The sequence below is a fragment of the Clostridium sp. CX1 genome (assembly GCF_025398335.1).
Lineage (GTDB): Bacteria > Bacillota > Clostridia > Clostridiales > Clostridiaceae > Clostridium_AM > Clostridium_AM tanneri.
Genome location: NZ_JAODOO010000019.1, coordinates 50,751 through 74,747 on the forward strand (window position 1 = coordinate 50,751; position 23,997 = coordinate 74,747).

The 23,997-nt window shown below is 35.0% G+C and carries 22 protein-coding genes and 1 riboswitch; of the genes, 14 read left to right on the plus strand and 8 right to left on the minus strand.

The window, feature by feature from the left end:
• Window positions 1–3: 3 nt before the first annotated feature.
• From N4T77_RS17365 to N4T77_RS17395, 7 genes are all read right to left on the minus strand, one after another.
• Window positions 4–720, minus strand: coding sequence for a CoA transferase subunit A (locus N4T77_RS17365; protein ID WP_261673114.1), 717 nt, complete (start codon window positions 718–720; stop codon window positions 4–6).
• A gap of 133 nt (window positions 721–853) precedes the next feature.
• On the minus strand, window positions 854–1,855 hold the full coding sequence (locus N4T77_RS17370) for an electron transfer flavoprotein subunit alpha/FixB family protein (protein WP_261673115.1): 1,002 nt from the start codon (window positions 1,853–1,855) through the stop codon (window positions 854–856).
• Between the two features lie 17 nt (window positions 1,856–1,872).
• Window positions 1,873–2,658 (minus strand): electron transfer flavoprotein subunit beta/FixA family protein, encoded by a 786-nt coding sequence (locus N4T77_RS17375; RefSeq protein WP_261673116.1) that lies wholly within the window; start codon window positions 2,656–2,658, stop codon window positions 1,873–1,875.
• Between the two features lie 31 nt (window positions 2,659–2,689).
• Window positions 2,690–3,826 carry an acyl-CoA dehydrogenase family protein gene (locus tag N4T77_RS17380; protein ID WP_261673117.1) on the minus strand — a complete coding sequence of 379 codons (1,137 nt, stop codon included), beginning with the start codon at window positions 3,824–3,826 and terminating at the stop codon, window positions 2,690–2,692.
• 355 nt (window positions 3,827–4,181) lie between these two features.
• A complete protein-coding gene (locus N4T77_RS17385) occupies window positions 4,182–4,496 on the minus strand; it encodes a hypothetical protein (RefSeq protein ID WP_261673118.1) in 315 nt (104 codons plus the stop codon).
• A 57-nt stretch (window positions 4,497–4,553) separates the two neighbouring features.
• Window positions 4,554–4,652, minus strand: a riboswitch (guanidine-I (ykkC/yxkD leader).
• 76 nt (window positions 4,653–4,728) lie between these two features.
• Complete coding sequence (locus tag N4T77_RS17390) at window positions 4,729–6,153, minus strand: sigma-54-dependent Fis family transcriptional regulator (protein ID WP_261673119.1); 1,425 nt, start codon at window positions 6,151–6,153, stop codon at window positions 4,729–4,731.
• A gap of 186 nt (window positions 6,154–6,339) precedes the next feature.
• Window positions 6,340–7,008 (minus strand): TetR/AcrR family transcriptional regulator, encoded by a 669-nt coding sequence (locus N4T77_RS17395; RefSeq protein WP_261673120.1) that lies wholly within the window; start codon window positions 7,006–7,008, stop codon window positions 6,340–6,342.
• 381 nt (window positions 7,009–7,389) lie between these two features.
• Between N4T77_RS17395 and N4T77_RS17400 the strand changes: the two genes are divergently transcribed.
• From N4T77_RS17400 to N4T77_RS17440, 9 genes are all read left to right on the plus strand, one after another.
• Window positions 7,390–8,715 carry a glycine/sarcosine/betaine reductase component B subunit gene (locus N4T77_RS17400; RefSeq protein ID WP_261673121.1) on the plus strand — a complete coding sequence of 442 codons (1,326 nt, stop codon included), beginning with the start codon at window positions 7,390–7,392 and terminating at the stop codon, window positions 8,713–8,715.
• Window positions 8,716–8,730: 15 nt separating this feature from the next.
• Window positions 8,731–10,044: a betaine reductase selenoprotein B gene (gene grdH, locus N4T77_RS17405; RefSeq protein ID WP_261673122.1), complete on the plus strand. Its 1,314-nt coding sequence runs from the start codon at window positions 8,731–8,733 to the stop codon at window positions 10,042–10,044.
• A gap of 184 nt (window positions 10,045–10,228) precedes the next feature.
• Window positions 10,229–11,773, plus strand: coding sequence for a BCCT family transporter (locus N4T77_RS17410; RefSeq protein ID WP_261673123.1), 1,545 nt, complete (start codon window positions 10,229–10,231; stop codon window positions 11,771–11,773).
• A gap of 40 nt (window positions 11,774–11,813) precedes the next feature.
• Window positions 11,814–12,755: a thioredoxin-disulfide reductase gene (gene trxB, locus N4T77_RS17415; protein WP_261673124.1), complete on the plus strand. Its 942-nt coding sequence runs from the start codon at window positions 11,814–11,816 to the stop codon at window positions 12,753–12,755.
• A gap of 40 nt (window positions 12,756–12,795) precedes the next feature.
• Window positions 12,796–13,113, plus strand: a complete 318-nt coding sequence (locus N4T77_RS17420; protein ID WP_261673125.1) for a thioredoxin TrxA — start codon at window positions 12,796–12,798, stop codon at window positions 13,111–13,113.
• Window positions 13,114–13,145: 32 nt separating this feature from the next.
• Window positions 13,146–13,619: a glycine/sarcosine/betaine reductase complex selenoprotein A gene (grdA, locus tag N4T77_RS17425; RefSeq protein ID WP_261673126.1), complete on the plus strand. Its 474-nt coding sequence runs from the start codon at window positions 13,146–13,148 to the stop codon at window positions 13,617–13,619.
• Between the two features lie 131 nt (window positions 13,620–13,750).
• Window positions 13,751–15,292, plus strand: a complete 1,542-nt coding sequence (gene grdC / locus N4T77_RS17430) for a glycine/sarcosine/betaine reductase complex component C subunit beta (RefSeq protein WP_261673127.1) — start codon at window positions 13,751–13,753, stop codon at window positions 15,290–15,292.
• 5 nt (window positions 15,293–15,297) lie between these two features.
• Window positions 15,298–16,473, plus strand: a complete 1,176-nt coding sequence (gene grdD, locus N4T77_RS17435) for a glycine/sarcosine/betaine reductase complex component C subunit alpha (RefSeq protein ID WP_396125151.1) — start codon at window positions 15,298–15,300, stop codon at window positions 16,471–16,473.
• A gap of 168 nt (window positions 16,474–16,641) precedes the next feature.
• On the plus strand, window positions 16,642–17,343 hold the full coding sequence (locus tag N4T77_RS17440; protein WP_261673129.1) for a pentapeptide repeat-containing protein: 702 nt from the start codon (window positions 16,642–16,644) through the stop codon (window positions 17,341–17,343).
• 50 nt (window positions 17,344–17,393) lie between these two features.
• Here N4T77_RS17440 and N4T77_RS17445 read toward each other — a convergent pair whose 3' ends face one another.
• Complete coding sequence (locus N4T77_RS17445; RefSeq protein WP_261673130.1) at window positions 17,394–18,395, minus strand: AraC family transcriptional regulator; 1,002 nt, start codon at window positions 18,393–18,395, stop codon at window positions 17,394–17,396.
• Window positions 18,396–18,574: 179 nt separating this feature from the next.
• On the opposite strand from N4T77_RS17445, the gene N4T77_RS17450 reads away from it, so the two are divergent.
• The 5 genes from N4T77_RS17450 to N4T77_RS17470 are packed head-to-tail and all read left to right on the plus strand — an operon-like array spanning window position 18,575 to window position 23,515.
• Window positions 18,575–19,522, plus strand: a complete 948-nt coding sequence (locus tag N4T77_RS17450) for an ABC transporter substrate-binding protein (RefSeq protein ID WP_261673131.1) — start codon at window positions 18,575–18,577, stop codon at window positions 19,520–19,522.
• On the plus strand, window positions 19,506–20,498 hold the full coding sequence (locus N4T77_RS17455) for an iron ABC transporter permease (protein WP_261673132.1): 993 nt from the start codon (window positions 19,506–19,508) through the stop codon (window positions 20,496–20,498). Before N4T77_RS17450 ends, N4T77_RS17455 begins: the two co-directional genes overlap by 17 nt.
• A gap of 1 nt (window position 20,499) precedes the next feature.
• On the plus strand, window positions 20,500–21,504 hold the full coding sequence (locus tag N4T77_RS17460) for an iron ABC transporter permease (RefSeq protein WP_261673133.1): 1,005 nt from the start codon (window positions 20,500–20,502) through the stop codon (window positions 21,502–21,504).
• A complete protein-coding gene (locus N4T77_RS17465; RefSeq protein WP_261673134.1) occupies window positions 21,505–22,293 on the plus strand; it encodes an ABC transporter ATP-binding protein in 789 nt (262 codons plus the stop codon).
• Between the two features lies 1 nt (window position 22,294).
• Window positions 22,295–23,515: an MFS transporter gene (locus tag N4T77_RS17470; RefSeq protein ID WP_261673135.1), complete on the plus strand. Its 1,221-nt coding sequence runs from the start codon at window positions 22,295–22,297 to the stop codon at window positions 23,513–23,515.
• The last annotated feature ends 482 nt before the right edge of the window (window positions 23,516–23,997 follow it).

The window sequence follows — 23,997 nt, forward strand, 5'->3', positions numbered from 1 at the left end:
CCTTTATTTTAAACCGCCTATATTATTACACATTGCTCTCATCTTCTCACGATACTGTTCAAAGGAGTAGCCTACGCAGATAGCATCAATAAAAATTCCTGGAGTACCTACATCTTCTGGATTAATAGTGCCAGTTTCAACTATTTCTTCAACTTCAACAATTGTAGCCGCTGCAGCGCCTGCCATTATAGGGTTAGTATTTGGTGTTCCGCTGTAAACTAAGTTGCCCATTTTGTCTGCCTTTTGAGCTTTGATTATAGCAACATCCGCTGTTAGAGGAGTTTCGAGCAAGTATTCTTTTCCAGCTACAGTTATTTTTTCTTTGCCTTCCTCAAGCAGTGTTCCAAGTCCAGTAGGAGTTAAGACTCCGCCAAGCCCAGCGGCAGCACAGCGAACCTTTTCTATAAAGCTGCCTTGAGGATAATATTCTACTTCAAGATTACCTGCCATATACTGTTTAACTGCAGTAGGGTTAGTTCCTATATGAGAACCTACAAATTTCTTAACTAATCCCTTATCGAAAAGTAAGCCTATTTCACATCCACCACCAGGAAAGGAGTTTACTGCAGATAAAACTGTTAAATCCTTTATTCCTAGCTCTACTAGCTTATCTACAGCCATTAATGGAGTGTTACAACCTAAAAATCCCCCAATCATAACACTTGAGCCATTTTTAACATATTTCTTTAGAGCTTCTTCCATACTTAAAATTTCAGGCATTTTTATATCCCCCTTATAAAACTTAATATCAGCTTCTTATATAAATTTACAAACAAAATTCTTAGAATTCAGATAGGGTTTTCGCCCTATAGGAAGGTTAGTTGTTTAAATATTTTTGATAAATAACAACGTCCTACTTTCTCAGCAAACTCCTTAACTTTTCTGTTAAAATAGGAATAATCTCGCTGCAGTCTCCTACAATACCGTAGTCGGCATAATTAAATATAGCAGCATTAGGATCCTTATTTATTGCGATAACTGTTTCAGCAGTTTGCATACCTACAAGATACTGAACTGCACCACCGACACCACAACAAATCATAAGTTTTGGAGAAATTGTTTTACCGCTTTGTCCTATTTGTTTATCTTCGCCAATCCAACCTTCATTTACAGCAGGTCTTGTACCTCCAACCATAGCTCCTAGTACGTCAGCTAGTGGATATAGCTTGTCGAAATTCTCCTTATTCTGCATACCTCTGCCGCCAGCTACAACGATAGAAGCATCTTCAATCCTCTCAGCGGAGGTAGTTTCTTTTACTGATTTAATCAGTGCTGTGAGAAGATCAGTAGGATTTATAGATACAGTCTCAAAGACTTTGGAGCCTTTTCGTTTTAAATCTTTCTCTGGTGTTCCCAGTACCTTAGGCCTTACAGTAGCCATTTGAGGTCTGCGATTAGGGCAAATAATCTCTACCATAATGTTTCCGCCGAAGGATGGTTTAGTTTGAATTAAGATACCGTCCTTATCTATTTCCAAGTCTATACAGTCAGCAGAAAGTCCAGTCTCTAGCCTAGTAGAAAGTCTAGGAGCTAGGTCTCTTCCTATAGTAGTAGCTCCGAAAAGCAAAATAGATGGTTTATGTTTATTAACGATTTGACGAATTGCTGAAGTATAAGCATTTGTCTGGTAGGCTTTTAGGCTGCTATCTTCTACAATAACCACAGAATCTGCTCCATAGGAAATTAACTCATCAGATAAATGGGATACATTTTCTCCTAGCAGCAAGGCAGTTACCTTATCCTTTATTTTGTCTGCCATTATTCTAGATTTACCTAGCAGTTCAAGGGTTACCTCTTGAAGCTTACCTTCTCTTTGCTCTGCAAAAACCCATATGCCTTTATATTCATTTATCATTAGGGCCAACCTCCTTATTAAATCACTTTATCCTTTATTAATTTTTGGAGGAGTTTATCGCATAAGGCTTCTGCTTCTCCTTCAAATATTTCTGCTTTTCCCTTAGGCTGTGGTATATAAAGTCTGCATACTTGAGTAGGTGATCCGTTTTGCCCTACTTTTTCTTCTGGCAGATCCAGGTCTTTTAAGTTCCAAACTGTAATTTTCTTTTTAGCAGCTTTCATAATGTTTATTGGTTTTGTATATCTAGGTGTATTTATCTTATCTGTAATAGTTATCAGCACTGGCAGATAAGCCTCAACTATTTCATAACCATCTTCAAGTTCTCTTCTAGCCTGTATTTTATTACCTAATATTTCTTCCTTTTCTACAAAGGTAATTTGAGCAATTTGAAGTCTTTCAGCTATACCAGGGCCTACCTGTCCAGTGTCTGCGTCTACTGCTTGTTTGCCGCAGAATATAATGTCTGTTTTATCCTGTAATTTTTCAATTGCCCTTGCTAGAACACAGCTGGTTGCTATAGTATCTGCACCGGCGAAGGCTCTGTCGCTTAAAAGTACTGCTTCGTCACAGCCCATAGCCAGTGCTTCTCTTAAAATGCTCTCTGTTTGAGGAGGTCCCATACTAATTACAGTGACTTTACCTCCGTGACTTTCTTTAATTCTTAAAGCTTCCTCTAAGGCGTTTTTATCAAAGGGATTCATTACACTTTTAATGCCCTCTCTGTCTAGGTTATTTGTCTTTGGATTTATTTTTACTTCCATAGAATCTGGAACTTGTTTTATGCACACAACTATATTCAAAGCTATAGTACCTCCTCTCCTTTTGAAGTTTTTACTTAACCATGCTTCCGCCAATAACCATTCTTAAGATTTCTGATGTACCTTCGCCAATTTCAAGAATCTTAGCATCCCTCAAAAGTCTTTCTACAGGATATTCTCTGCTATAGCCATATCCACCGAAGACTTGAATAGCGTTTTTAGTAATCTTCATTGCAGCCTCAGCGGAGTATAATTTAGCCATAGCTGCTTCTAAGGAGAACCTTTCCTTACAATCTCTTTTAAAGGCTGCTGCATATACTAGATTTCTTGCTGCAGCAATTTCTGTAGCCATGTCTGCAATCATAAACTGAATTGCCTGGAATTTTCCTATATTCTTTCCAAAGGCTGTTCTTTGATTTGCGTATTTTATAGCTTCCTCCATGGCATGCTGAGCAATACCTACTCCAAAGGCGCCAACACCCATTCTTCCAGAGTCTAATGCTATCATAGCTATTTTAAAGCCCTGACCTTCTGAACCTAAAAGATTTTCCTTTGGTATCTTACAGTTATCAAATATTAATTCTCCAGTATCTGAGCCTCTTACTCCCATTTTGTCTTCCTTATCACCGATAATAAAGCCAGGAGTTCCTTTTTCAACTATAAAAGCACTAATTCCCTTCACTCCTGCATCAGGGTTTGTTTTAGCAGCTATTATATAAACATCAGCAACACTGAAATTAGTTATCCATGCCTTACGTCCATTTAAAACATAATGATCTTCTTCAAGTTTAGCCATAGTTTGTATTCCGGCAGCATCGGAGCCAGCACAAGGTTCTGTTAAGCCGAAAGCTCCAAGTTTTTTACCAGATACTAAGTCAGGGAGATATTTTTTCTTTTGCTCCTCTGTTCCAAAAAGATGCATAGGGTTAGCACAAAGCATATGTGCATCTAAAGTGATTGCAACACTGGCACTTCCGCGACCAAGTTCTTCTAAAGTAATTGCTTCACAAATTGCATCTGCTCCAGCACCGCCATACTCTTCAGGAAAAGGAATACCGAATATATCGTTTTCTCTCATCTTGTCGATAATATGCCAAGGAAATTCTCCCTTTTTATCCATTTCTCCATCGTAAGGTGCTACTTCCTTTTCAGTAAATTCTCTAACCATATTTTTTATCATTTCCTGCTCAGTTGTAAGCTTAAAATTCATTTTATATACCCCCTAAATAGTGAATTATTAGTTATCCCGCTTTTATATATAGCAATACTTATGCCACCTTGTTAGTAAATTGAATTATCATATAAGATTGGACTAAGGAAAGTTGTCATTAAAGCCCTGTTTCACAGTCAGATATCATAAAAAATATTTTTAAAATAAGAGGTAAATTTGCGGAAAAGTTTAATTTAATTAACTTTTAATAAAAAGAGAAGATGTATAGATTATCAGACACTTTGTTAACGGTTTGTTTATTATAAAGAAAAAACACATGTCTATAAAATAAGACATGTGCAAAAGTTTCTACAGTATATTAAGCTGTCAGTAAATAAATATAACGAGATTGTTTCTACTGGCTTTGGAATTTGTTTTTAGCCCATAGATCTAATTGTTTAATTTTTTTACGACCTAAAGTAGATCCATAGATAATTAAAACAACTATTATAACAGTAAACAAATCTATCTTTCTAGAAGATATAAAGTTAACTATTCCCAATGTAACCTGTGGAATTACCCCTGTTAAAATAGTCAGCACGGTACCAACCTTAAAAAGAGCTGAGGAATTAAGGCCATATCTTGCATATAGCATAAAAAAAGTTGAAGACCAAGCAAGAACCTCTAAACATATTAATATTAGCCACTTATTTTCGATTATATAGTTCATAGAAAAACCTCCTTATAATTAATAAAACAAAAAAAGCCCAAGAGGAATTAAAAATAATCCTCCTGGGCTTTTATCCCACCGTGGTCACAGATATCCTGTGTGTTTTCTCTCGGACCAGACCAGCTAAAAAGCTGCGGAACCCTAGAAAACATTGATAGTTCTTCAATTTTTCTTGATTATACTACAGTTTATTAAAAAACACAACAGGGTTAAATAAATATAATTTAATATATCAAAAGCTAAGATGGTATTGGGTTAACTTTTGGTAGAGACTTGAGCGATGAATTCCAAGTATTTTAGCTGCCTTTACCTTGTTACCCTTGGTAGAGGCTAATGCCTTTTTTATGGCATCTATTTCCGCAAGAGTTATTGCATCCTTTAAGCATAGCACTTCCGTATCTTCTCTAGTAATTGCCACATCTTCACAGCTTTCTTTAAAATTTTCTAAAAAGGAGGTAGGTAAATCCTTAAGCTCAATTACATCTTTTTCACAGAAGTTTACCCCTATTTCCAGCACATTATGAAGCTCACGGATATTTCCAGGCCAGTTATATCTTTTAAAAGTTTCTATAACCTCCTCAGAAACCCCTTTGATATTTAAATTTAGCTTATCATTGAACTCATTGACTATTTTCTGTGTTAAAGGAATAAGGTCCTTTTTGGTTTCTCTTAAAGGTGGGACAGTAAGAGCTATAATATTAAGTCTGTAATATAAATCCTCCCTAAATTTATTTTGCGTCACCATTTCCTTTAAGTTCTTATTTGTAGCGGCTATAACCCTAACATCTAAGTCAAGTACGTAATTTGCACCAACAGGCTGAACTTCTTTTTCTTGAAGGACTCTTAAAAGCTTAGTTTGCATAGAGAGAGGCATATCTCCTATTTCATCTAAGAATATAGTTCCACCATTTGCCGCAGAGAACTTGCCGGGTTTTCCCTCAGATTTTGCACCGGTGAAGGCTCCTTTTTCATAGCCGAAGAGCTCTGCTTCTAGTAGTTCTTTTGGAATAGCAGCACAGTTAATTCTTACAAAAGGACCATAGCATCGGAGGCTATTGTTATGTATGGAATGAGCAACTAATTCTTTGCCGGTGCCAGTCTCACCTGTAATTAAAACTGTAGAATCTGTCCTAGATACTTTTTTAGCCAGTTTCACCATTTCACTTCGCTTATCACTTACAGCTATGATATTGGTGAAATCATACTTAGCCCCCTGAGTTCCATTACACTTACCTTTGTAATATTTAAGTTCATTTTCCATCATATCAATCTTTTTTACAAGAGATTTTAATTCCTTTATGTCTCTAAATAGTATTTTTCCTATAGCACCTACTATTTCATCATCTTTAAAGATTGGTATACGCATAACTATCATTTTGTTTTTTCCTAGGTAGGCAAGTTCACCAATTTCTATTTTCCCTGTTTCTAAAATGTTTACTAATTTGCTGTCAGGGGACACCTCTAAAATGCGTTTCCCTGTTATTTCTTCTGGCTTTGTTAACAAAAATCTAGCAAAGGAACTATTGACAGTAGTTATGATACCATCCTTATCTATAACTATAATACCTTCATAGGAATTTTCAAGCAGAGTGTTTAATGTATTCATGAGGGTTTCTGTATTTGTAAGTGGGTTAAATAAGTAATCTTTTTTATCCAATTAATACTCCTCCTCATAAGTTATATAAATTAATAATTACGTTTATAAGATATATATTCATAAGAGCAGCAAATCATTATATCTTTTAGGGGACACTCTACAATTTTTCAGCAATTAAAGGGACAGTTCACAATTATTCTGATCTGTTGAATAATTGTGAACTGTCCCCAAAGGTATGAAAAAATACTAAGCTTTAGAGTTCGTATCTCTAAAAGAGTCTATTGTATGACCTATGTAGCTTAAAGTTTTCTCAGTTGCTTCTTCAGCGGTATAGCTGCATTGATGCTTTAGTACTCTATAAAGCATGCTGTGGTAAATCAGCAAAATCATTTCATTAATTTCTTCTAAATCTTCCTCTTTTATAAAACCATCCTTGGCACATTTCTTTAAAATCGTTAAGTTTCTATCATATATTCTTTCACCTAGTAACATTGGAAGTAGCTCTTCTGACTGATTACTTAGTTCATCAGAAAAAATATGAAAGTAGTTCCTAATTGAACTATTGGAAGGGTTCACCCCTTCTTCAAAAAAAAGATTATAGTATGCTCTTGGATTTTTGTATGAATGAAGACAAAAACATCTCCATATACCCATAAAAGTGTCTAAAGAATTGCTACAGTTATTAGTATAATTAGGAAGATCGTGAGCATAGTCCTCTAAGTATTTTATTGAACTAAAAAATAATAGTTCATTTAAGTTACCAAAGTAATTATAAATTGTAGCACTATTAAAGCCAGCTATATCAGAAACTTTTCTAATAGTAACAAACTCAATACCTTCTTCTTGTATTATTTTCTCAACTGCATCTATAAAATATTTCATCATACGTTTTCTTTGAATAGCCTTTTTATCCATTTCCATTGAAATCACCATCTTGTAAATATTTTACCATATTAGTAAACACAAATAATTATATCCTAGATTCGCATTTTTTGAAAGTAAAGCTTTCCTATTACGAAAAATAATAAATAGTATTAATAATTTCTATAATAAAAGTTTAGATTATACGCTCTTAACCTACAAAATAAATGACTTGAGGCTATTATTACATTTTTTAATAATAGCTATTTGTTATTGTTATAAAAATATAATCATGATTATAATATAATTGTGTTTACAAAATAGTCGCAATTATGATAATATTTAATCAAAGCAGTACTGTTAAATTATTGTATTAGTTACATGTCATAGTAAAATTGAAAACATTTATATTTATGTAGAAGGGGTGGGATATAAGTGAAATTAGAAATTGGAAATTTTCATGTAAAAGATATTGTTTTTGGAGAGAAGACCTCTTACAAAAATGGAATCTTAACAGTAAACAAGCAAGAGGCACTAGATTTTGTTTTAGAAGATGAACATATTACAGAGGCAGACTTATTAATTGTAAAGCCAGGAGATAAGGTTCGATTAGTTCCTGTAAAAGAGGCAATTGAGCCAAGGGTAAAAGTAAATGGCAATACCTTATTTCCAGGTGTTACAGGAGATGTGGTGGCCGTAGGTGATGGACGAACTCATGCACTTAAAGGCTGCAGCGTCTTAGTGGTTGGAAAGCACTGGGGAGGATTCCAGGATGGTTTAATAGATATGAGTGGAGAAGGGGCAAAATATACTTATTATTCTCAATTAAAGAATATTGTACTTGTAGGAGACACAGACGAGGATTTTGAAAAACATGAACAGCAGAAGAAAAATAAGGCCTTAAGGTGGGCAGGACATAAATTAGCAGAATTTATAGGAAACTGTGTTAAGGATTTAGAGCCAGAAGATATAGAGACTTTTGAATTAGAACCAGTTACAAAGAGAGCAAAAGAGGTTCAAGAATTGCCATCTGTTGTATTTGTAATGCAGCCTCAATCACAGATGGAGGAAATGGGATACAACGATTTAGTATATGGATGGGACGCAAATCATATGGTACCTACTTTTATGCATCCTAATGAAGTTTTAGATGGAGCTTTGATTTCAGGAAGTTTTATGCCTTGTTCATCAAAGTGGTCAACCTATGATTTTCAGAATAATCCAACCATTAAGAGACTTTATGCTGAACACGGAAAGACACTTAACTTTTTAGGAGTTATAATGTCTAATCTTAATGTAGCATTAGAACAAAAGAAACGTGCAGCTTTATTTGTTGCTCAAATGGCAAAATCCTTAGGAGCAGATGGGGCAATTGTTGCAGAAGAAGGTTATGGAAATCCTGATGCAGACTTTATAGCTTGCATAGTTGCATTAGAAGAGGCTGGAGTTAAAACCTGTGGTATTACTAACGAATGTACTGGAAGAGATGGAGAATCTCAGCCATTAGTATCCTTAGATATAAAAGCAGATGCTATTGTATCTACTGGAAACGTTTCAGAGTTAATAGAGCTTCCTCCTATGGAAACTGTTATAGGTGAACTACAATCTTTAGCTAGAGATGGTTTATCTGGAGGTTGGGCAAACGATGAAATTTTAGGACCTTCTGTTAGAGAAGACGGTTCAATTATTATGGAAAACAACGCAATGTTCTGCGGAGATCAGGCTTGCGGATGGTCACCAAAAACAATGAGAGAGTTTTAAGGAGGTGCAGTTTAGATGAAAAAAGCAATTTTATATATAAATCAATTCTTTGGACAGATAGGTGGAGAAGATAAAGCAGATTTTTCTCCAGAAATAAGAGAGGGTTTAGTTGGGCCAGCTTTAGAATTAAACAAACAAATAAAAGATGCAGAAGTTACCCACACAATAATATGTGGAGATAACTTCATGGGATCTAATGAAAAGGAAGCAGTAGAGACAATATTAGGATTCTTAGAAGGTAAGGAATTTGACATATTCTTTGCAGGTCCTGCATTCCAGGCTGGAAGATATGGAAATGCTTGTGGAGTTATATGCAAAGCTGTAAAAGAAAAATTCAATGTACCAGTTATATCTTCTATGCACATTGAAAACCCTGGTGTTGAAATGTTTAAGAAGGATGTGTATATATTCAAAGGCGGAAACAATGCTGGAAGAATGAGAAAAGACATAAAGGCAATGGCTGACTTTGGAAATAAAGTATTAAGTGGAGAAAAGCTTCTTTCTGCAGAAGAGGAAGGCTATTACGGAAGAGGTAAGAGACATCAGGTTTGGCTTGAATCAGGAAAACCAGCTGCTGATAGAGTAGTAGAAATGATGTTAAAGAAATTAAAAGGTGAAGAGTTCCAAACTGAACTGCCTATTCCTAAGATGGATAGAGTGCCAATAGCACCAGCTATCAAGGATTTAAGTAAAGTGACTATAGCTTGTGTAACAACAGGAGGTATAGTTCCTGTGGACAACCCTGATAGAATACAATCTGCTTCAGCAACAAGATGGGGTAAATATAATGTATCACAATTAGATAGATTAGAGGGTGGAGTATATAAAACAATACATGCTGGATTTGACCCTGCAGCTGCTGATGCAGATCCAAATGTAATAGTTCCATTAGATGCTTTTAGAGCCTATGAAAAAGAAGGCAAAATGGGTAAGCTTCATGAGTATTTCTATTCCACTGTTGGAACTGGAACTACCCAAGGTGAAGCTGCAAGAATGGCGAGAGAAATTGTTGAAGATTTAAAAGCAGCCAATGTAGATGCAGTTGTACTAACTTCCACCTGAGGAACTTGTACACGTTGCGGTGCAACAATGGTAAAAGAAATTGAAAGAGCTGGATTCCCAGTTGTTCAAATGTGTAATCTTATTCCCGTAGCAACAACAGTAGGTTCAAATAGAATAGTACCGACTATTTCCATACCATATCCACTAGGAAACCCTGCAGATTCTAAAGAGGCACAGTGGAAGTTAAGATATCATAGGGTGGGTGTAGCTTTAGATGCTCTAGCAACTGATATTGAAGAGCAAACTGTTTTTAAAGTAAAAATCTAAATCGCTTACTCATTCGACGAAAGGAGAAGGAGTTTCATATAAGCAGAGAGCCAAAATCTATGATTTTGTGCGAATCGCTTACTCATTCGACGAAAGGAGAAGGAGTTTCATATAACTAAATAGGTCTTGTCAACATGGATGAGGCCTATTTTAGATTGGTTTTACGAAGGGGGGAAAATTAAATATGTCAAATGAACAGAAATCAAAAGACCGGTCGGTTCTGTATGTTTCTGCAGGTATAGCTCTGATATTTGTAGCATTTAGTATAATTCTGCCATCTCAAATGGCCAAAGCAGCTAATGGTGTGTTAGCATTTTTAACTACTAATTTTGGTTGGCTATATCTTATATCAGTAGCTGTCTTTACAGTGGTTATATTCACTATTGCTCTCAGCCGCTTTGGTAATATCAAGCTAGGGTTGGATGATGAAAAACCGGAATTTACAAATTTCCAGTGGTTTACTATGCTATTTGGAGGTGGAATGGGCATCGGAATGGTTTTTTGGTCAATTGCTGAACCGATGGTTCACTATATGTCACCACCTGTGGGACAACCAGGGACTGAGCAAGCTATGCATGATGCCATGCGGATTGTATTTAATGACTTCGGTATTCATGTCTGGATTATTTATGCCGTTTGCGGTTTAGCTCTGGCATATTTCCAGTATCGAAAAGGTCTTCCCTGCCTAATCAGTTCGGCTTTTTACCCAATCCTTGGTGACCGTATTCGGGGACCTATCGGCAAAACCATCGATGTAATAGCAGTATTTGCGACGATGTTTGGTGTAGCAACCAGCTTGGGACTGGGGGCTGGTCAGATTGCTACAGGGATACAATATATCTGGGGAATTAAAGCGACACCTGGTATTACTGCTATTATTATCGCAATGATGACAGCGATATTTACTCTAGCCACCGTATCCGGACTGCATAAGGCGATGCAGGCTGTTGCTGACGTGAAGGTATGGCTTTCAATTGGATTTATGATATTTATTTTCCTCTTTGGTGGAATGGTATTTATACTAAATAATTTTACTCACACCCTTGGTGATTACATTCAAAACTTTATCGGACAGAGTCTATGGATGGGCAATGTTGAATGGACTAAAGCCTGGCCGATATTCTACAGAGCTTGGTATATTGCCTGGGCAGCATTTGTAGGTCAGTTCATAGCACGTGTTTCCAGAGGACGTACTATTCGCGAATTCATACTTGCATCAGTGTTCCTTCCTTCTGGTTTCTGCCTCATATGGATTGCGATCTATGGGGGAGCTGCCTTTAATCTAGATGCATTGTCACAGGGTGCCATTCAGGCAGCTGTTAAAACCGATGTTTCCACCGCTTTATTTGCAACGTTGCAGCACCTACCACTTTATTTCATCACTGCGCCGCTAGCGATTATCCTGATCATCGCGTCTTTTGCAGGAGCTGCTAATTCAGCGACCTATGTACTGAGCATGCTGACATCGGGAGGAGATCTTAACCCAAGTAAAAAACTATGCGGGTTTTGGGGAATTGCCCAGGGGGCTGTCACTATAATGCTTATTCTAGTAGGGGGTACTGCTGCCATAAAGACACTCCAGACCGCTTCTATTGCTGCTGCCTTTCCATTCATGTTGATCATGCTCGTTATGTGCTACAGCATATACAAGGCTCTTCGGGAAGAGCAAGTTAAAGAAGAAATAGTAGTATCTGAAAATGGTGAACTAAAAGTAGATTTATCTCAGTAGTAAGTAAATATTATTAAAATATTAAAAAAGAAGGTGTGGTATGAATAATATATATGACGTTATTATCTTAGGATCTGGACCGGCAGGACTTTCCGCTGGCTTGTATGCAGCAAGAGCTAGACTGAAAACCTTAATAATTGAAAGAGGTAAGGTAGGAGGACAAATCGTAATTACAGATGAGGTAGCCAATTATCCTGGATCAGTAAAAGATGCTACAGGCCCGAGCTTAATAGCTAGAATGGAAGAACAGGTTGAGCACTTCGGCGCTGAAAGAAAAAAGGACACTATAAAAGCAGTAGATTTTAGTGAAAAGATCAAGGTGTTGAAAGGTGAAAATGAGGAATATCAGGCTAAAACCGTAATTATTGCCACAGGGGCAGCACCTAGACATATTGGATGTCCTGGAGAAAATGAATTAATTGGTAAAGGAGTATCTTACTGTGCAACCTGTGATGCAGATTTCTTTCAGGATTTAGAGGTTTTTGTAGTTGGTGGGGGAGACTCTGCTATTGAAGAGGCTCTTTATCTAACAAAGTTTGCTAGAAAAGTTACAGTAGTTCATAGAAGAGATGAGCTAAGGGCTGCAAAGTCTATACAGGAAAAGGCCTTCAAAAATGAAAAGATTCATTTTATGTGGGATACTGTTGTCAGCGAAATAAAGGGTAATGGAATATTAGAATCAGCAGTATTTAAAAATACCAAAACTGGTGAAACTCACGAATACTTTGCTGGTGAAGAGGATGGTACTTTCGGTATATTTGTTTTTACTGGATATCTACCAATAAATAATTTATTTAAGGAAAAAATCCAGATGAATGAAAGCGGATATATAATTACCAATGACAAAATGGAAACCAACATAGAAGGCGTGTTTGCAGCTGGGGACATAAGAGAAAAGCCTTTAAGACAGGTTGTTACAGCAACAGCAGATGGGGCTATTGCTGCTGTACAAGCAGAAAAATATATAGAAAACAATTTTTAATAATATAACCTAATTCAATAAAAGAAAGGTGGCAGGTAATATGTTAATTGTAGATAAGGATAGCTTTAAGCCTGAAGTATTAGAAGCAGAGGGCTATGTTCTTGTAGACTATTTTGGGGATGGCTGTGTACCATGTCAAGCTTTAATGCCAGATGTAGAAGCATTAGCTGAAAAGTATGAAGGTAAAGTTAAGTTTTGCAAACTAAATACTACAAAGGCTAGAAGATTAGCAATATCCCAAAGAGTACTTGGACTTCCAACAATCTCTTTATATAAAAACGGAAAAAAAATTGGGGAAGTAGTAAAAGAAGATGCTACAAAAGAAAGTATTGATGCAATGATATCAAAGCATCTTTAATAAATAATAATTTAAAATAAGGAGGAAAAACAATGAGTTTATTAGAAGGTAAAAAAGTTATTATCATTGGAGACAGAGATGGTATACCTGCTCCAGCAATAGCTCAATGTTTAGACGGTACAGGAGCAGAAGTTGTATTTTCTTCAACAGAATGCTTTGTCTGAACAGCAGCAGGTGCAATGGATTTGGAAAATCAAAATAGGGTTAAAACATTAACAGAAAAATATGGTGCTGAAAATATGCTAGTAATATTAGGTGCCGCAGAAGCTGAAGCAGCAGGCTTAGCTGCTGAAACAGTTACAAATGGAGACCCTACTTTTGCAGGTCCATTGGCAGGAGTCCAGTTAGGACTAAGAGCTTATCATGTAGTAGAGCCAGAACTTAAAGAACTTGTTAATCCAGAAGTATATGATGAACAAATTGGAATGATGGAAATGGTTCTTGATGTAGATGGAATTATAGGAGAAATGTCTACAATGAGAAATGAATTCTGTAAGTTTCTTTAGTATGGAACTATAACACCGAAAGGTGACTTATCCTACGGATAACTCCCCGGATAAGTCACCTTTCTAGTTTGGATGTCTATACTAAATATTGTTAGAGTTTCAAGTAATATTAAAATCTCGGAGGTGTTAAAATGAATTATTCAGTAGTAAGAGGGGCAGGGTATGTCTTGGTACATACACCGGATATGGTGTTTCATAATGGGACTACTCAAACAACAGAAAGAATAGTCAATTCAGATTCAGAATATCTTAAAGAATTACCTAATCATCTCAGAAGTTTCCAAGAGGCTGTAAACTATTTGCCTAATCAGACCTATATAGGAAATATCAAGCCAGAAGACTTGAACAAATTTTCTTTGCCTTGGTGGGATAAAAAAGCTGAAGGTTCTTGCCGTTTTGGAAGATTCGGAGAGATTATGCCTCAGGATGAGTTTATAGCTTTACTTCAAATATGTGATGTATTTGATTTAGTATATCTTGAAAAATCTTTTGTAGAAACTATTAAAGAAAAGTTAAGCAATCACCCACTAGTTAATAGTTTACAGCTTTCTAAAACTAAAGAGGGAGTTGACTTGTCAGAAATAGAAATCCTTGTTAAAGAAAATGGTGCAGAAGGTTTATATAATAATGGTAAGTTAGTAGGTTGTGTAAAAAAAGCCCATGAAGTGGATGCTAACTTAGGTTCTCACACTATGCTTGAAAATCTAGCGGTAAAAGCTTCAGGAGCATTAGCTTTAATGAATCTAATTGAGAAGAACAACGTTAATGTGGAAGAAATTGAATATGTTATAGAGTGTTCAGAAGAAGCCTGTGGAGATATGAACCAAAGAGGTGGAGGAAACTTTGCAAAGTCAATAGCAGAAGCAGCAGGTTGTGTTAATTCAACTGGTGCTGACATGAGAGGCTTTTGTGCTGGACCAACTCATGCTTTAATAACAGCAGCTTCCTTAGTTCAGTCCGGAGTATATAAAAATGTAGCTATAGTAGGTGGAGGAGCAACTGCAAAATTAGGCATGAATGGTAAAGATCATGTGAAAAATAATATGCCTATTTTAGAAGATTGTTTAGGCGGTTTTGCAATATTAGTAGGCCCAAATGATGGAGTAAATCCTATATTAAGAACAGATATAGTTGGGAGACATACTGTGGGAACTGGCTCATCACCAGAAGCTGTAGTAAACTCCCTTATGTGTGCTCCTTTAGAGAAAATTAATATGAAAATGACTGATATAGACAAGTTCTCTGTTGAAATGCAAAATCCAGATATTACAAAGCCAGCTGGTGCTGGTGATGTGCCAGAAGCAAATTATAAGATGATTGCTGCATTAGCAGTTAAAAAGAAGCAATTGGATAGAAAAGATTTAAAGAATTTTGTTACCGAACATGGTATGCCAGGATGGGCTCCAACTCAAGGTCATATTCCTTCTGGAGTACCTTATGTGGGATTTGCAAAGGAGGCTTTAACAGAGGGAAATCTGAATAAAGTTATGATAGTAGGAAAAGGAAGTTTATTCTTAGGACGTATGACAAATTTATTTGATGGCGTTTCAATTATTATGGAAAGAAACACAGGAGAAACAAAAAAATCAGAAGAAGTCTTTTCTGAGGAAAAAATAGAACAGGTAATAGCAAAAGCAATGAGAAATTTAGCGTCACAACTAATGGAAGAATAGAGGTGATGATAATGGAAGAAAGCAGAGATGTGAAGCAGCTTATAGGTAAGACCTTTATGAAAATTGCGGATGCAATAGAGACTGGCAGTTTTGCCACTAAAATAAAAATTGGGGTAACAGTTCTAGGCAGTGAACATGGGGTTAATAATGTTGTAAGTGGAGCAGAATATGCAGCAAAAAAAGCAAAGGATTTTGATATAGTATTAATAGGTCCAAAGGTTGACACGAAGCTAGAAATTATCGAAGCAAACACTGAAGAAGAAATGTATAGAAAGATGGAAAATGCTATTGATGAAAAGTACATACAGGCAGCAGTTACTATGCACTATGACTTTCCAATAGGAGTTTCAACAGTTGGAAGGGTAGTAACTCCAGGAATAGGTAAGCAAATGTTCTTAGCTACTACTACAGGCACTTCTTCAATGCATAGAACAGAGGCAATGGTTAAAAATGCATTATATGGTATTATAACTGCAAAGGCCATGGGTATTGAAAATCCTACTGTTGGAATCTTAAATTTGGATGGAGCAAGACAGGTAGAAAAAGCACTTAAGCAGTTAAATAGCAATGGATATAAAATAAATTTTGCAGAATCCATGCGTGCAGATGGTGGTGCTGTAATGAGAGGAAATGATTTGCTTACAGCCACATCAGATGTTATGGTAGCAGATACACTAACAGGAAACCTATTAATGAAGATGTTTTCTTCATACACTACTGGAGGAAGCTATGAAGGCTTCGGATATGGGTATGGACCAGGAATTGGTGATGGTTATAACAGAACTATTCTAATTGTGTCCAGAGCATCTGGAGCACCTGTAATTGCCAATGCACTAGAATATGCAGCGGAATTAGTAAGGGGAGGACTTTCAAAAATAGCTAACACTGAATTTGGGAAGGTTAAAGAAGCTCAATTTAACCAGGTGTTAAGCAGCTTAACCAAGGAAGTGAAACATGAAAGTGATGAAGAAGACATTAAGGCACCGCCTCAGGAAGTAGCTACTGCTGTTATAACAGGTATAGATGTAATGGATATTGAAGCTGCAGAGAAAACCTTGTGGAAAGCAGGGATTTATGCAGAGAGCGGCATGGGATGTACAGGCCCTATTATAAAGGTAAATGAGTTAAAGCTTGACCAGTCAAGAGAAGTATTGGTTAAGTCTGGAGTTTTGACTGACTAAATAGATTTAAAGTTTTTGTTTAAACCCTTAAAAAGACCATCATTAACAGAAAAATTATGGTAGAGAAGTATGAATTGATTATATGCATATTTAAGGTATATACTTAGAGTAGAATTAATGCAGGTTGTTAAAGTATATGTGATGGATCTGTAAAAGGGGGAAAGTGTCATGCGTAAGTTATCACAGGAGGAATTTAAAGAGATATTAAAGACCAGAAAACCAAAGGAAAGGCTTGTTTTAGAAGAGATAGAACTTTCTGATATGGATTTTACAAGCTGGGATTTATCTAATATTGATTTCTCTCTGAGTGCATTCCATCGAGTTAGGTTTGATGAGGCAAATCTAGAGTATAGTAGTGTTTATAATGCGTTGTTTGATGAATGTACCTTACGTAAGACGAATTTTCGACATGCAAATTTAGAATGTGCAGTTCTTCGATATGCAGATATGGCAGGCTGTAACATTCAAGGCGCAAACTTACATGGTGCAGTGTTAGAGTATGCTAAATTGGATGGCATTATTTCTGATGAGAATACAAAATGGTTTCATTTACGTTGTCCAGAGAAGGGAGCCTTTCTTGGATATAAGAAATGTCTTAATGACCGCTTGGTACAACTTCTAATACCAGCAGATGCAAAGCGGACTTCTGCTACGTTACCTTCTTGTCGCTGCAACAGAGCAAAGGTGCTCACAATAAAAAGTTTCGACTATAAAGAAAGTTACATGGAAGCTTGGTCTTTGGTAGATGAGAATTTTGTTTACCGCGTAGGTCAGTGGGTAGAAGTAAAAGATTTTAATGAGGATCGATGGATGGACTCTACTAGGGGTATTCATTTTTGGATGACAAGAGAAGAAGCAAAAAACTATTAAAAGGAAAGAGTAAGGGCCGCCAGCAAATACTATGCTGGCAGGCCTTTTGTTTACTTTGTTTTTCTAAATTTCAATGGAGTTTGTCCATAAATCTTCTTAAACATTTTAGAAAAATTTGCAGAATAACTATAACCTACTTTATGAGCTATATCTTCAATACTTAAATCTGTTGTAGATAAAAGATTTGCAGCAACAGTCATTTTAATATTACTTGAATATTCACCAATGGACATATGATAATGCTTTGAAAATCCTGCCTTTAACTTTTGTTCATTTAAAAACACCATCTTGCTTAAAGCTCCAATGCTAGGAGGTTTACTGTAATTTTTCTCTAAGATATCATGGGCTTTTTGAATAGCACGGATATCGGAGGAAGTTAGTTTAATCACCCTATCAGCACCAATATTGATGTTTCCGTAGTTAATCTGATTAGTAAAAGCATTTTCAGGAGACTTAGTAACCTCATTTATTAAAATAGCTATACACTCCAAAATTTTGCTTTCTAGATAAATACTATTTAGGGAATTTTCGTTAGTTAAACTTTGTAACTGATGAATTATTTCTACAATCTCCAAGGGCAGATAAGTATAAGTATAATTTTTAATAAAAGAATCGAAGCCCATTATATTTGGAAAGTTAGGTTTTATTATTTCATTAAAATAACTCTCATATATAGTTATTTCCGTTCCATGAAAGTGCTGACCCTTTTTCCAGCTTTGTTTACCTCTTAGATTTTTTTCAATAACAAAGAAGGATGAAGGAGTAAAAGAGGACACTGGATTGTTTTCAATCTTAAATTCTGTAGCTCCTGTATAAACAACTCCAAAACGCATTAACAGCTCAGGATTATCAAAAGATAGATTAAAATCCTCAGATATTGTATAGTCTGCAATACCTAAATTATAATAACTATCTCTTGAATAACTAATTAAATGGCCAAGTTCAGGCCTATTTTTATTTGTATATAAGGTATAGTTCTTAGTTTCAATTTTATCAAAGGATAATTTTTCCAAAACTACAGATTTAAACTCTTCACTAGATCTTACTATCATAAAATTCCTCCTTTAATAACAAAATTATATTTAATAATTCCTAATTTTTCAAGGAAAAATAGTTAAATAAGATGTAAAAATAATTAAGTTAGATGCAGTTATTGTATTGAGAATGAAAATCATGTACAATTAGCTTTGTTAGAAAAAGAAGAATTTCATTGTCGAAAGGAAGATATAAAATGAAAAAAAATTCAGTATTAAAAACAGTTTTGCTTGCTTGTATGGCTTTAACACTTTTTGTTGGTTGTTCACAACCTTCTGCTGTAAAAGAAGAAAAGAAGACTGTTACAGTAACAGATGTTAAAGGACAAGTTGAGATTCCAGAAAAACCTGAAAGAATAGTTGATTTAAGTGGTAATAGTGATATTTTATCAATTTTAGGATATAAGGTAGTAGGAACTGCTAATAGTGATGCTTATGATTATACAAAGCTTCCTAAGTATTTAGAGAATACATTAAAAGGTGCCAAGATAATAGGATATAGCATGCAGGATACTATGGATGTTGAAGCAATAATGAATTTAAATCCAGACTTAATAGTAATATCAACAGTGCAAGAAAAAATGTATGATCAATTAAGTGAGATTGCTCCAACAGTAATGGTTAAACTAGAAGCTTTAAGCTGGAAGGAAGACGTTAAGGCCTTAGCAAAAGTCTTTAATAAAGGAGAAGCTGCAAATACTTGGTTAACTAATTATGATAAAAAATCAAAGGAACTTGGAGATAAAATTAAAAAAACCTATGGTAAAGACACAACCTATTTATCTTTCCTAGCTAGTGGCGGTCAATTCTACGTATTTGACGGAGCTGGTTTTGGTAGTGTTTTATATCAGGATATGGGCTTAGGTAAACCAGAGGGTATGCCGGCACAAAAGGATATAAGTTTACCAGTGGTAACTTATGAGGGATTAGCTTCAATAAAATCAGATTATATATTTATTATTGGAACAGATGAGGATTTAAAATCCCTTGAGAAAAATGCAATATGGAACAGTTTGCCTGAAGTAAAAGAAGGTAAAGTTATTAAACTAGCTTCTTCACCTTACTTTGTACAGGGATATAGTTCAATAGGTAGACAAGTACTTTTAGATGAAGTAATGGAGATGTTAAATGAAACAAAGCAGTAAAAATGCAATGACTTTTATAGTTTGCGGTGTTTTTATTCTAATGATCGGTGTATTCCTAGCTATAAGTCTAGGAGTCACCCATATTGGGATAACAGAAATATGGAATAGTATTTTTAATTATAGTGAAACCTTGGAACTTATGCTCATTAGAGACGTGCGTATTCCTAGAGCCCTAAGCGTGTTATTTACAGGTGGGATTTTGGGAGTAACGGGAGCTATGATTCAGGGAGTTACAAGAAATCCAATAGCAGAACCTTCCCTTCTTGGAGTAAGCCAAGGAGCTACCTTAGTTGTGGCAATATTCTATGCTGCACAAATTACCATAAATACTACAAATGTTATGATAGCCTCGTTAATTGGAGCAGTATTTAGTGGAGCTATTGTATTAGGATTTACCTCTAGAAAATCAAATAATAGATCTATTACAAAAATACTTTTGGCAGGTACTGCCATGAGCACTTTCTTTATTTCTTTAACGACTATAGTAGGACTTTTATCAAATAGATCTCAATTTATTGCCTTTTGGGTTTCTGGAGGTTTTAGAAATGCAACTTGGGCAGACTTTTACCTAGTTGCAGTATTTGGAATTCTAGGTTTAATAATAGCCATCTTCCTATCCAAGAAAATAAATATTCTAAACTTAGGGGATGACGTGGCAATTAGCCTTGGAGAAAATCCAGAAAGAATAAGATTAATAACTTTTCTTGTTATGATACCAATGTGTGCAGCTGCAGTAGCTGTTGGAAAGAATATAGCTTTTGTTGGACTTATAGTTCCACAAATAGTGAGAAAGATATTTGGAGAAGATTATAGAAAAAATATACCTTTTTCTTTTTTATTAGGCTCTATACTTTTAGTCTATTCCGATATAGCTGCAAGAATGGTTTATAATCCTTATGAAACCCCAATTGGAATATTTACGGCCTTAATAGGAGTTCCATTCTTTATAGCTATGGCAAGGAAGGAGAGAGGTTAACATGAAAAGAAGACTTAGAATAACAGCCCTAGTATTATTTGTTTTATTATTACTGTCTTCTATTATGTATCTATGCTGGGGAACTTATAAAATAGCTCCTTTAGATAGTATAAAAACTCTACTAGGACAGGGAACTAAACTTCAAAATGCAGCAATTTTAAATCTTAGATTTCCCAGGATGCTAGTTGGAATTTCTGTTGGTATAGCCCTGTCTACAGCAGGAGCACTACTGCAGACTATAACAAAAAATGAACTTGCAGATCCAGGTATAATTGGCATCAATGCTGGAGCAGCAGTAGCAGCAGTCATATTTATTTCATTAAAAACTGTAAATTACTATAGTGTACTTGGACCTCTATCTGTTTATGTATTGCCTGTTATCGCTATTATAGGAGCAGGGATTTCAGCCTTTATAACTTATTACCTATCAGGTAGAAATGGGATTAAACCAAAACGATTGCTCCTTATAGGACTTGGAATAAACGCAGGGTTAAATGCCTTTATTACTTTCTTTACATTTAGGAGCGGAGTTGGTGATTATAATAGAGTATTAATTTGGACCTCGGGAAGCCTTTGGGGATCAGGATGGAGCTATGCAAAAATAATAATTCCATTAGTTACCCTAATGTTTGTGATAGTATTGTTGAATTATAAAAAATTAGATGTTCTTAGTTTATCCGATGAACATTCAGTTGCTCTTGGTTTAAATTTAAATAAGGAAAGAAAGAAGTTTTTATCCTATGCAGTTATACTTGCTGGCGGCGCTACAGCCTTTGCAGGAAATGTGGGATTTATTGGTTTAATATCTCCTCACATAGCAAGAAAGCTAGTTGGGCCTTATCATAGAAATTTCTTACCAATATCTGCGCTTGTAAGTATAGTAATAATTTTAGTTGCAGATGCAGTTTCAAGAAATTTATTTTCTCCAATTGAAATACCAGTTGGAATTACAATTTCAATATTTGGAGTACCATATTTTATTTATTTAATGATGAAGGAGAAATAGATGGAAGCTATTAGTGTAAAGAATTTATCAGTAGCCTATGAAGATAATCTTATAATAGATAATATGAATCTTTCCATTCCAAAAGGTAAGATAAGTATTATTATAGGGGCAAATGGATGCGGGAAATCAACTTTGCTAAAAACAATAGCAAGGGTAATAAAGCCTAAAAGCGGAGATATCTTTATAAATGAAAAAAATATTAAAATGCAAAAAGAGAAGCATATAGCAACCCAAGTAGCTTTTTTACCTCAAGGGCCAGTCTGTCCAAGTGGAATCACGGTAAAAGAATTAGTTGCCTTTGGAAGATTTCCACATCAAAGGATGATAGGCGGGCTCAAGTCTCATGATAAAGAAATTATAGATTGGGCAATAGAGGAAACAGGACTTAAGGATTTTGCAGATAGAGAAATAGATAACTTATCTGGAGGACAAAGACAAAGAGCTTGGATTGCAATGACCTTAGCTCAAGAAACAGATATAATCATGCTGGATGAGCCAACTACCTATTTAGATATGTCTTATCAGCTTGAAGTATTGCAAGTATTAGAGAAATTGAATAAGGAAAAAGGTATTACTATTGTTATGGTATTACATGAACTAAATAATGCCTGCAGATTTGCAAGCAATATTATCGGATTAAAAAAAGGTAAAGTTATTTGTGAAGGTATTCCTAAAGAGGCTATAACTAAAGAAAATTTAAAAGACATTTATGGGATTGAGGGTAAATTACAATTAAGTGAAAACAAAAATTACCCTATTTGCATAGATTATGAACTTATAAGGTGTTAAGATGCAAAATAAAAACTTTGTTATAGTAATTATTGGACAGGTAATATCCTTGTTTGGAAATGCAGTTCAAAGATTTTGTATGTCTTTATACATTTTAGACTTAACAGGAAATGCTGCTGTCTTTTCAACAATATTAGCAATTTCAACTGTTCCATACATACTGTTTGCACCAATAGCAGGACTACTAGCAGACACAGTAAATAGAAAAAAGATAATGGTTTACCTTGATTTTTTTAGTAGCGCCTTAATGGCTGTGTATTCAATAATACTAATGAGTGGAAGAGATAATACCATAATAGTAGGAATCATAATGTTTATACTATCTATAGTTTATACTTTATATAGCCCCTCTGTTACAGCCTCTATTCCACAAATTGTTGAAAAGGAAAAATTAGCATCTGCTAATGGAATCATTCAACAAGTTGGAGCTGTAGTTAACTTAGTTGGACCTATAATTGCCGGATTATTATATAGCTTTGTTGAAATAAAAGTAATAGTAATAATAAATGCTACTAGCTTTTTGCTATCAGCTATTTTAGAGATGTTTTTAGATATTCCGGATTTAGAAGTAAAAGAAAAATTTAAAAACCCTATTTCACAATCCATTAAGGAAATGAAAAAAAGTTTTACATACTTGAAACAAAAAAAGAAAATTGTACTTGGAATTATCCTTTCTTATGGGTTAACTAATATTTTTGTAGTACCAATTTTGACTGTTGTATCTCCTTATTTCATTAAATTAAAATTGAATATGTCTGCATCTGTATATGGTTTTGTTGAAGCAATATTTGTTTTAGGGATGATACTAGGAGGAATGATTATAACCTTTAAACCTAAATTGTTTAAAATGAAAGCGATACATAAAACAATGTATCCTATGGTAATAGCCATTATAACTATGGGGGCAGCCACTTACTTAACTATGCCAAGCAAACCTGTTATTTTAGGACTTTACTCAGTAGGGGGGCTTGGAATAATGTTGTCTTTAGCTTTGTCTAACACCATATCATTAACCTATATTCAGCAAGAAGTAAAAGAAGATATGCTTGGAAAGGTAAGTGCTTTTTCCACTGCTATTGCAACAGCTAGTGTTGCACCTGGTCAGTTAATATATGGACAACTTATAAATACTAATCTAAGTCTTTATAATATCCTAATACTATCTTTTATTTTAAGTATAGGAGTAGTTGGTTTTATAAAATGGAATGTTAGAAGAATCTAATACTATTGGTAGTAAAATGTAAAAAGCTCCATACTAATAGTTTGGGGCTTTTTTCTTCAAGTCATACCTTCCCAGCGGCTATGTCCCTTTTGATGAGTATTTTAGTTTTAATCTTAGTGGAGAAAAACTTGTCCAGGCGTGTTCATATGCTAAATAATAAGTATTTAAAAGAATATTAGTGAATTTCCGACATAAACTAAATAAATCCAACCTATTATACCGATAAAGTGTTATTAAAAGGTGATAGAATAACATTCGTCGCTTGGATGAGCGGCAAGCAAACAAATTAAAATTAATACTAAAAAAGTGTTGACAAAGATTTGATTTGCATGATATTATATAGAAGCTGTCAGCAACGTAATAAGTTACAAAGTAGTAATAAATTACTAGTTGACTAGTTGATATGAAAATGATAAGATATAAATCTAGTCGTTAACAAACGATATGATCCTTGAAAATTAAACAGAGGTAAAGATAAGTAG

Bases quoted from the DNA above. Each gene is read 5' to 3' on its own strand.
- N4T77_RS17410 (WP_261673123.1), top strand. From the start codon at position 10,229: ATGTCAAATGAACAGAAATCAAAAGACCGGTCGGTTCTGTATGTTTCT.
- N4T77_RS17385 (WP_261673118.1), bottom strand. From the start codon at position 4,496: ATGAACTATATAATCGAAAATAAGTGGCTAATATTAATATGTTTAGAG.
- N4T77_RS17465 (WP_261673134.1), top strand. From the start codon at position 21,505: ATGGAAGCTATTAGTGTAAAGAATTTATCAGTAGCCTATGAAGATAAT.
- N4T77_RS17440 (WP_261673129.1), top strand. From the start codon at position 16,642: ATGCGTAAGTTATCACAGGAGGAATTTAAAGAGATATTAAAGACCAGA.
- N4T77_RS17445 (WP_261673130.1), bottom strand. From the start codon at position 18,395: ATGATAGTAAGATCTAGTGAAGAGTTTAAATCTGTAGTTTTGGAAAAA.
- N4T77_RS17370 (WP_261673115.1), bottom strand. From the start codon at position 1,855: ATGATAAATGAATATAAAGGCATATGGGTTTTTGCAGAGCAAAGAGAA.
- N4T77_RS17450 (WP_261673131.1), top strand. From the start codon at position 18,575: ATGAAAAAAAATTCAGTATTAAAAACAGTTTTGCTTGCTTGTATGGCT.
- N4T77_RS17420 (WP_261673125.1), top strand. From the start codon at position 12,796: ATGTTAATTGTAGATAAGGATAGCTTTAAGCCTGAAGTATTAGAAGCA.
- grdC (WP_261673127.1), top strand. From the start codon at position 13,751: ATGAATTATTCAGTAGTAAGAGGGGCAGGGTATGTCTTGGTACATACA.
- grdD (WP_396125151.1), top strand. From the start codon at position 15,298: ATGATAATGGAAGAAAGCAGAGATGTGAAGCAGCTTATAGGTAAGACC.
- N4T77_RS17365 (WP_261673114.1), bottom strand. From the start codon at position 720: ATGCCTGAAATTTTAAGTATGGAAGAAGCTCTAAAGAAATATGTTAAA.
- N4T77_RS17460 (WP_261673133.1), top strand. From the start codon at position 20,500: ATGAAAAGAAGACTTAGAATAACAGCCCTAGTATTATTTGTTTTATTA.
- N4T77_RS17380 (WP_261673117.1), bottom strand. From the start codon at position 3,826: ATGAATTTTAAGCTTACAACTGAGCAGGAAATGATAAAAAATATGGTT.
- N4T77_RS17395 (WP_261673120.1), bottom strand. From the start codon at position 7,008: ATGGATAAAAAGGCTATTCAAAGAAAACGTATGATGAAATATTTTATA.
- N4T77_RS17470 (WP_261673135.1), top strand. From the start codon at position 22,295: ATGCAAAATAAAAACTTTGTTATAGTAATTATTGGACAGGTAATATCC.
- trxB (WP_261673124.1), top strand. From the start codon at position 11,814: ATGAATAATATATATGACGTTATTATCTTAGGATCTGGACCGGCAGGA.
- N4T77_RS17455 (WP_261673132.1), top strand. From the start codon at position 19,506: ATGAAACAAAGCAGTAAAAATGCAATGACTTTTATAGTTTGCGGTGTT.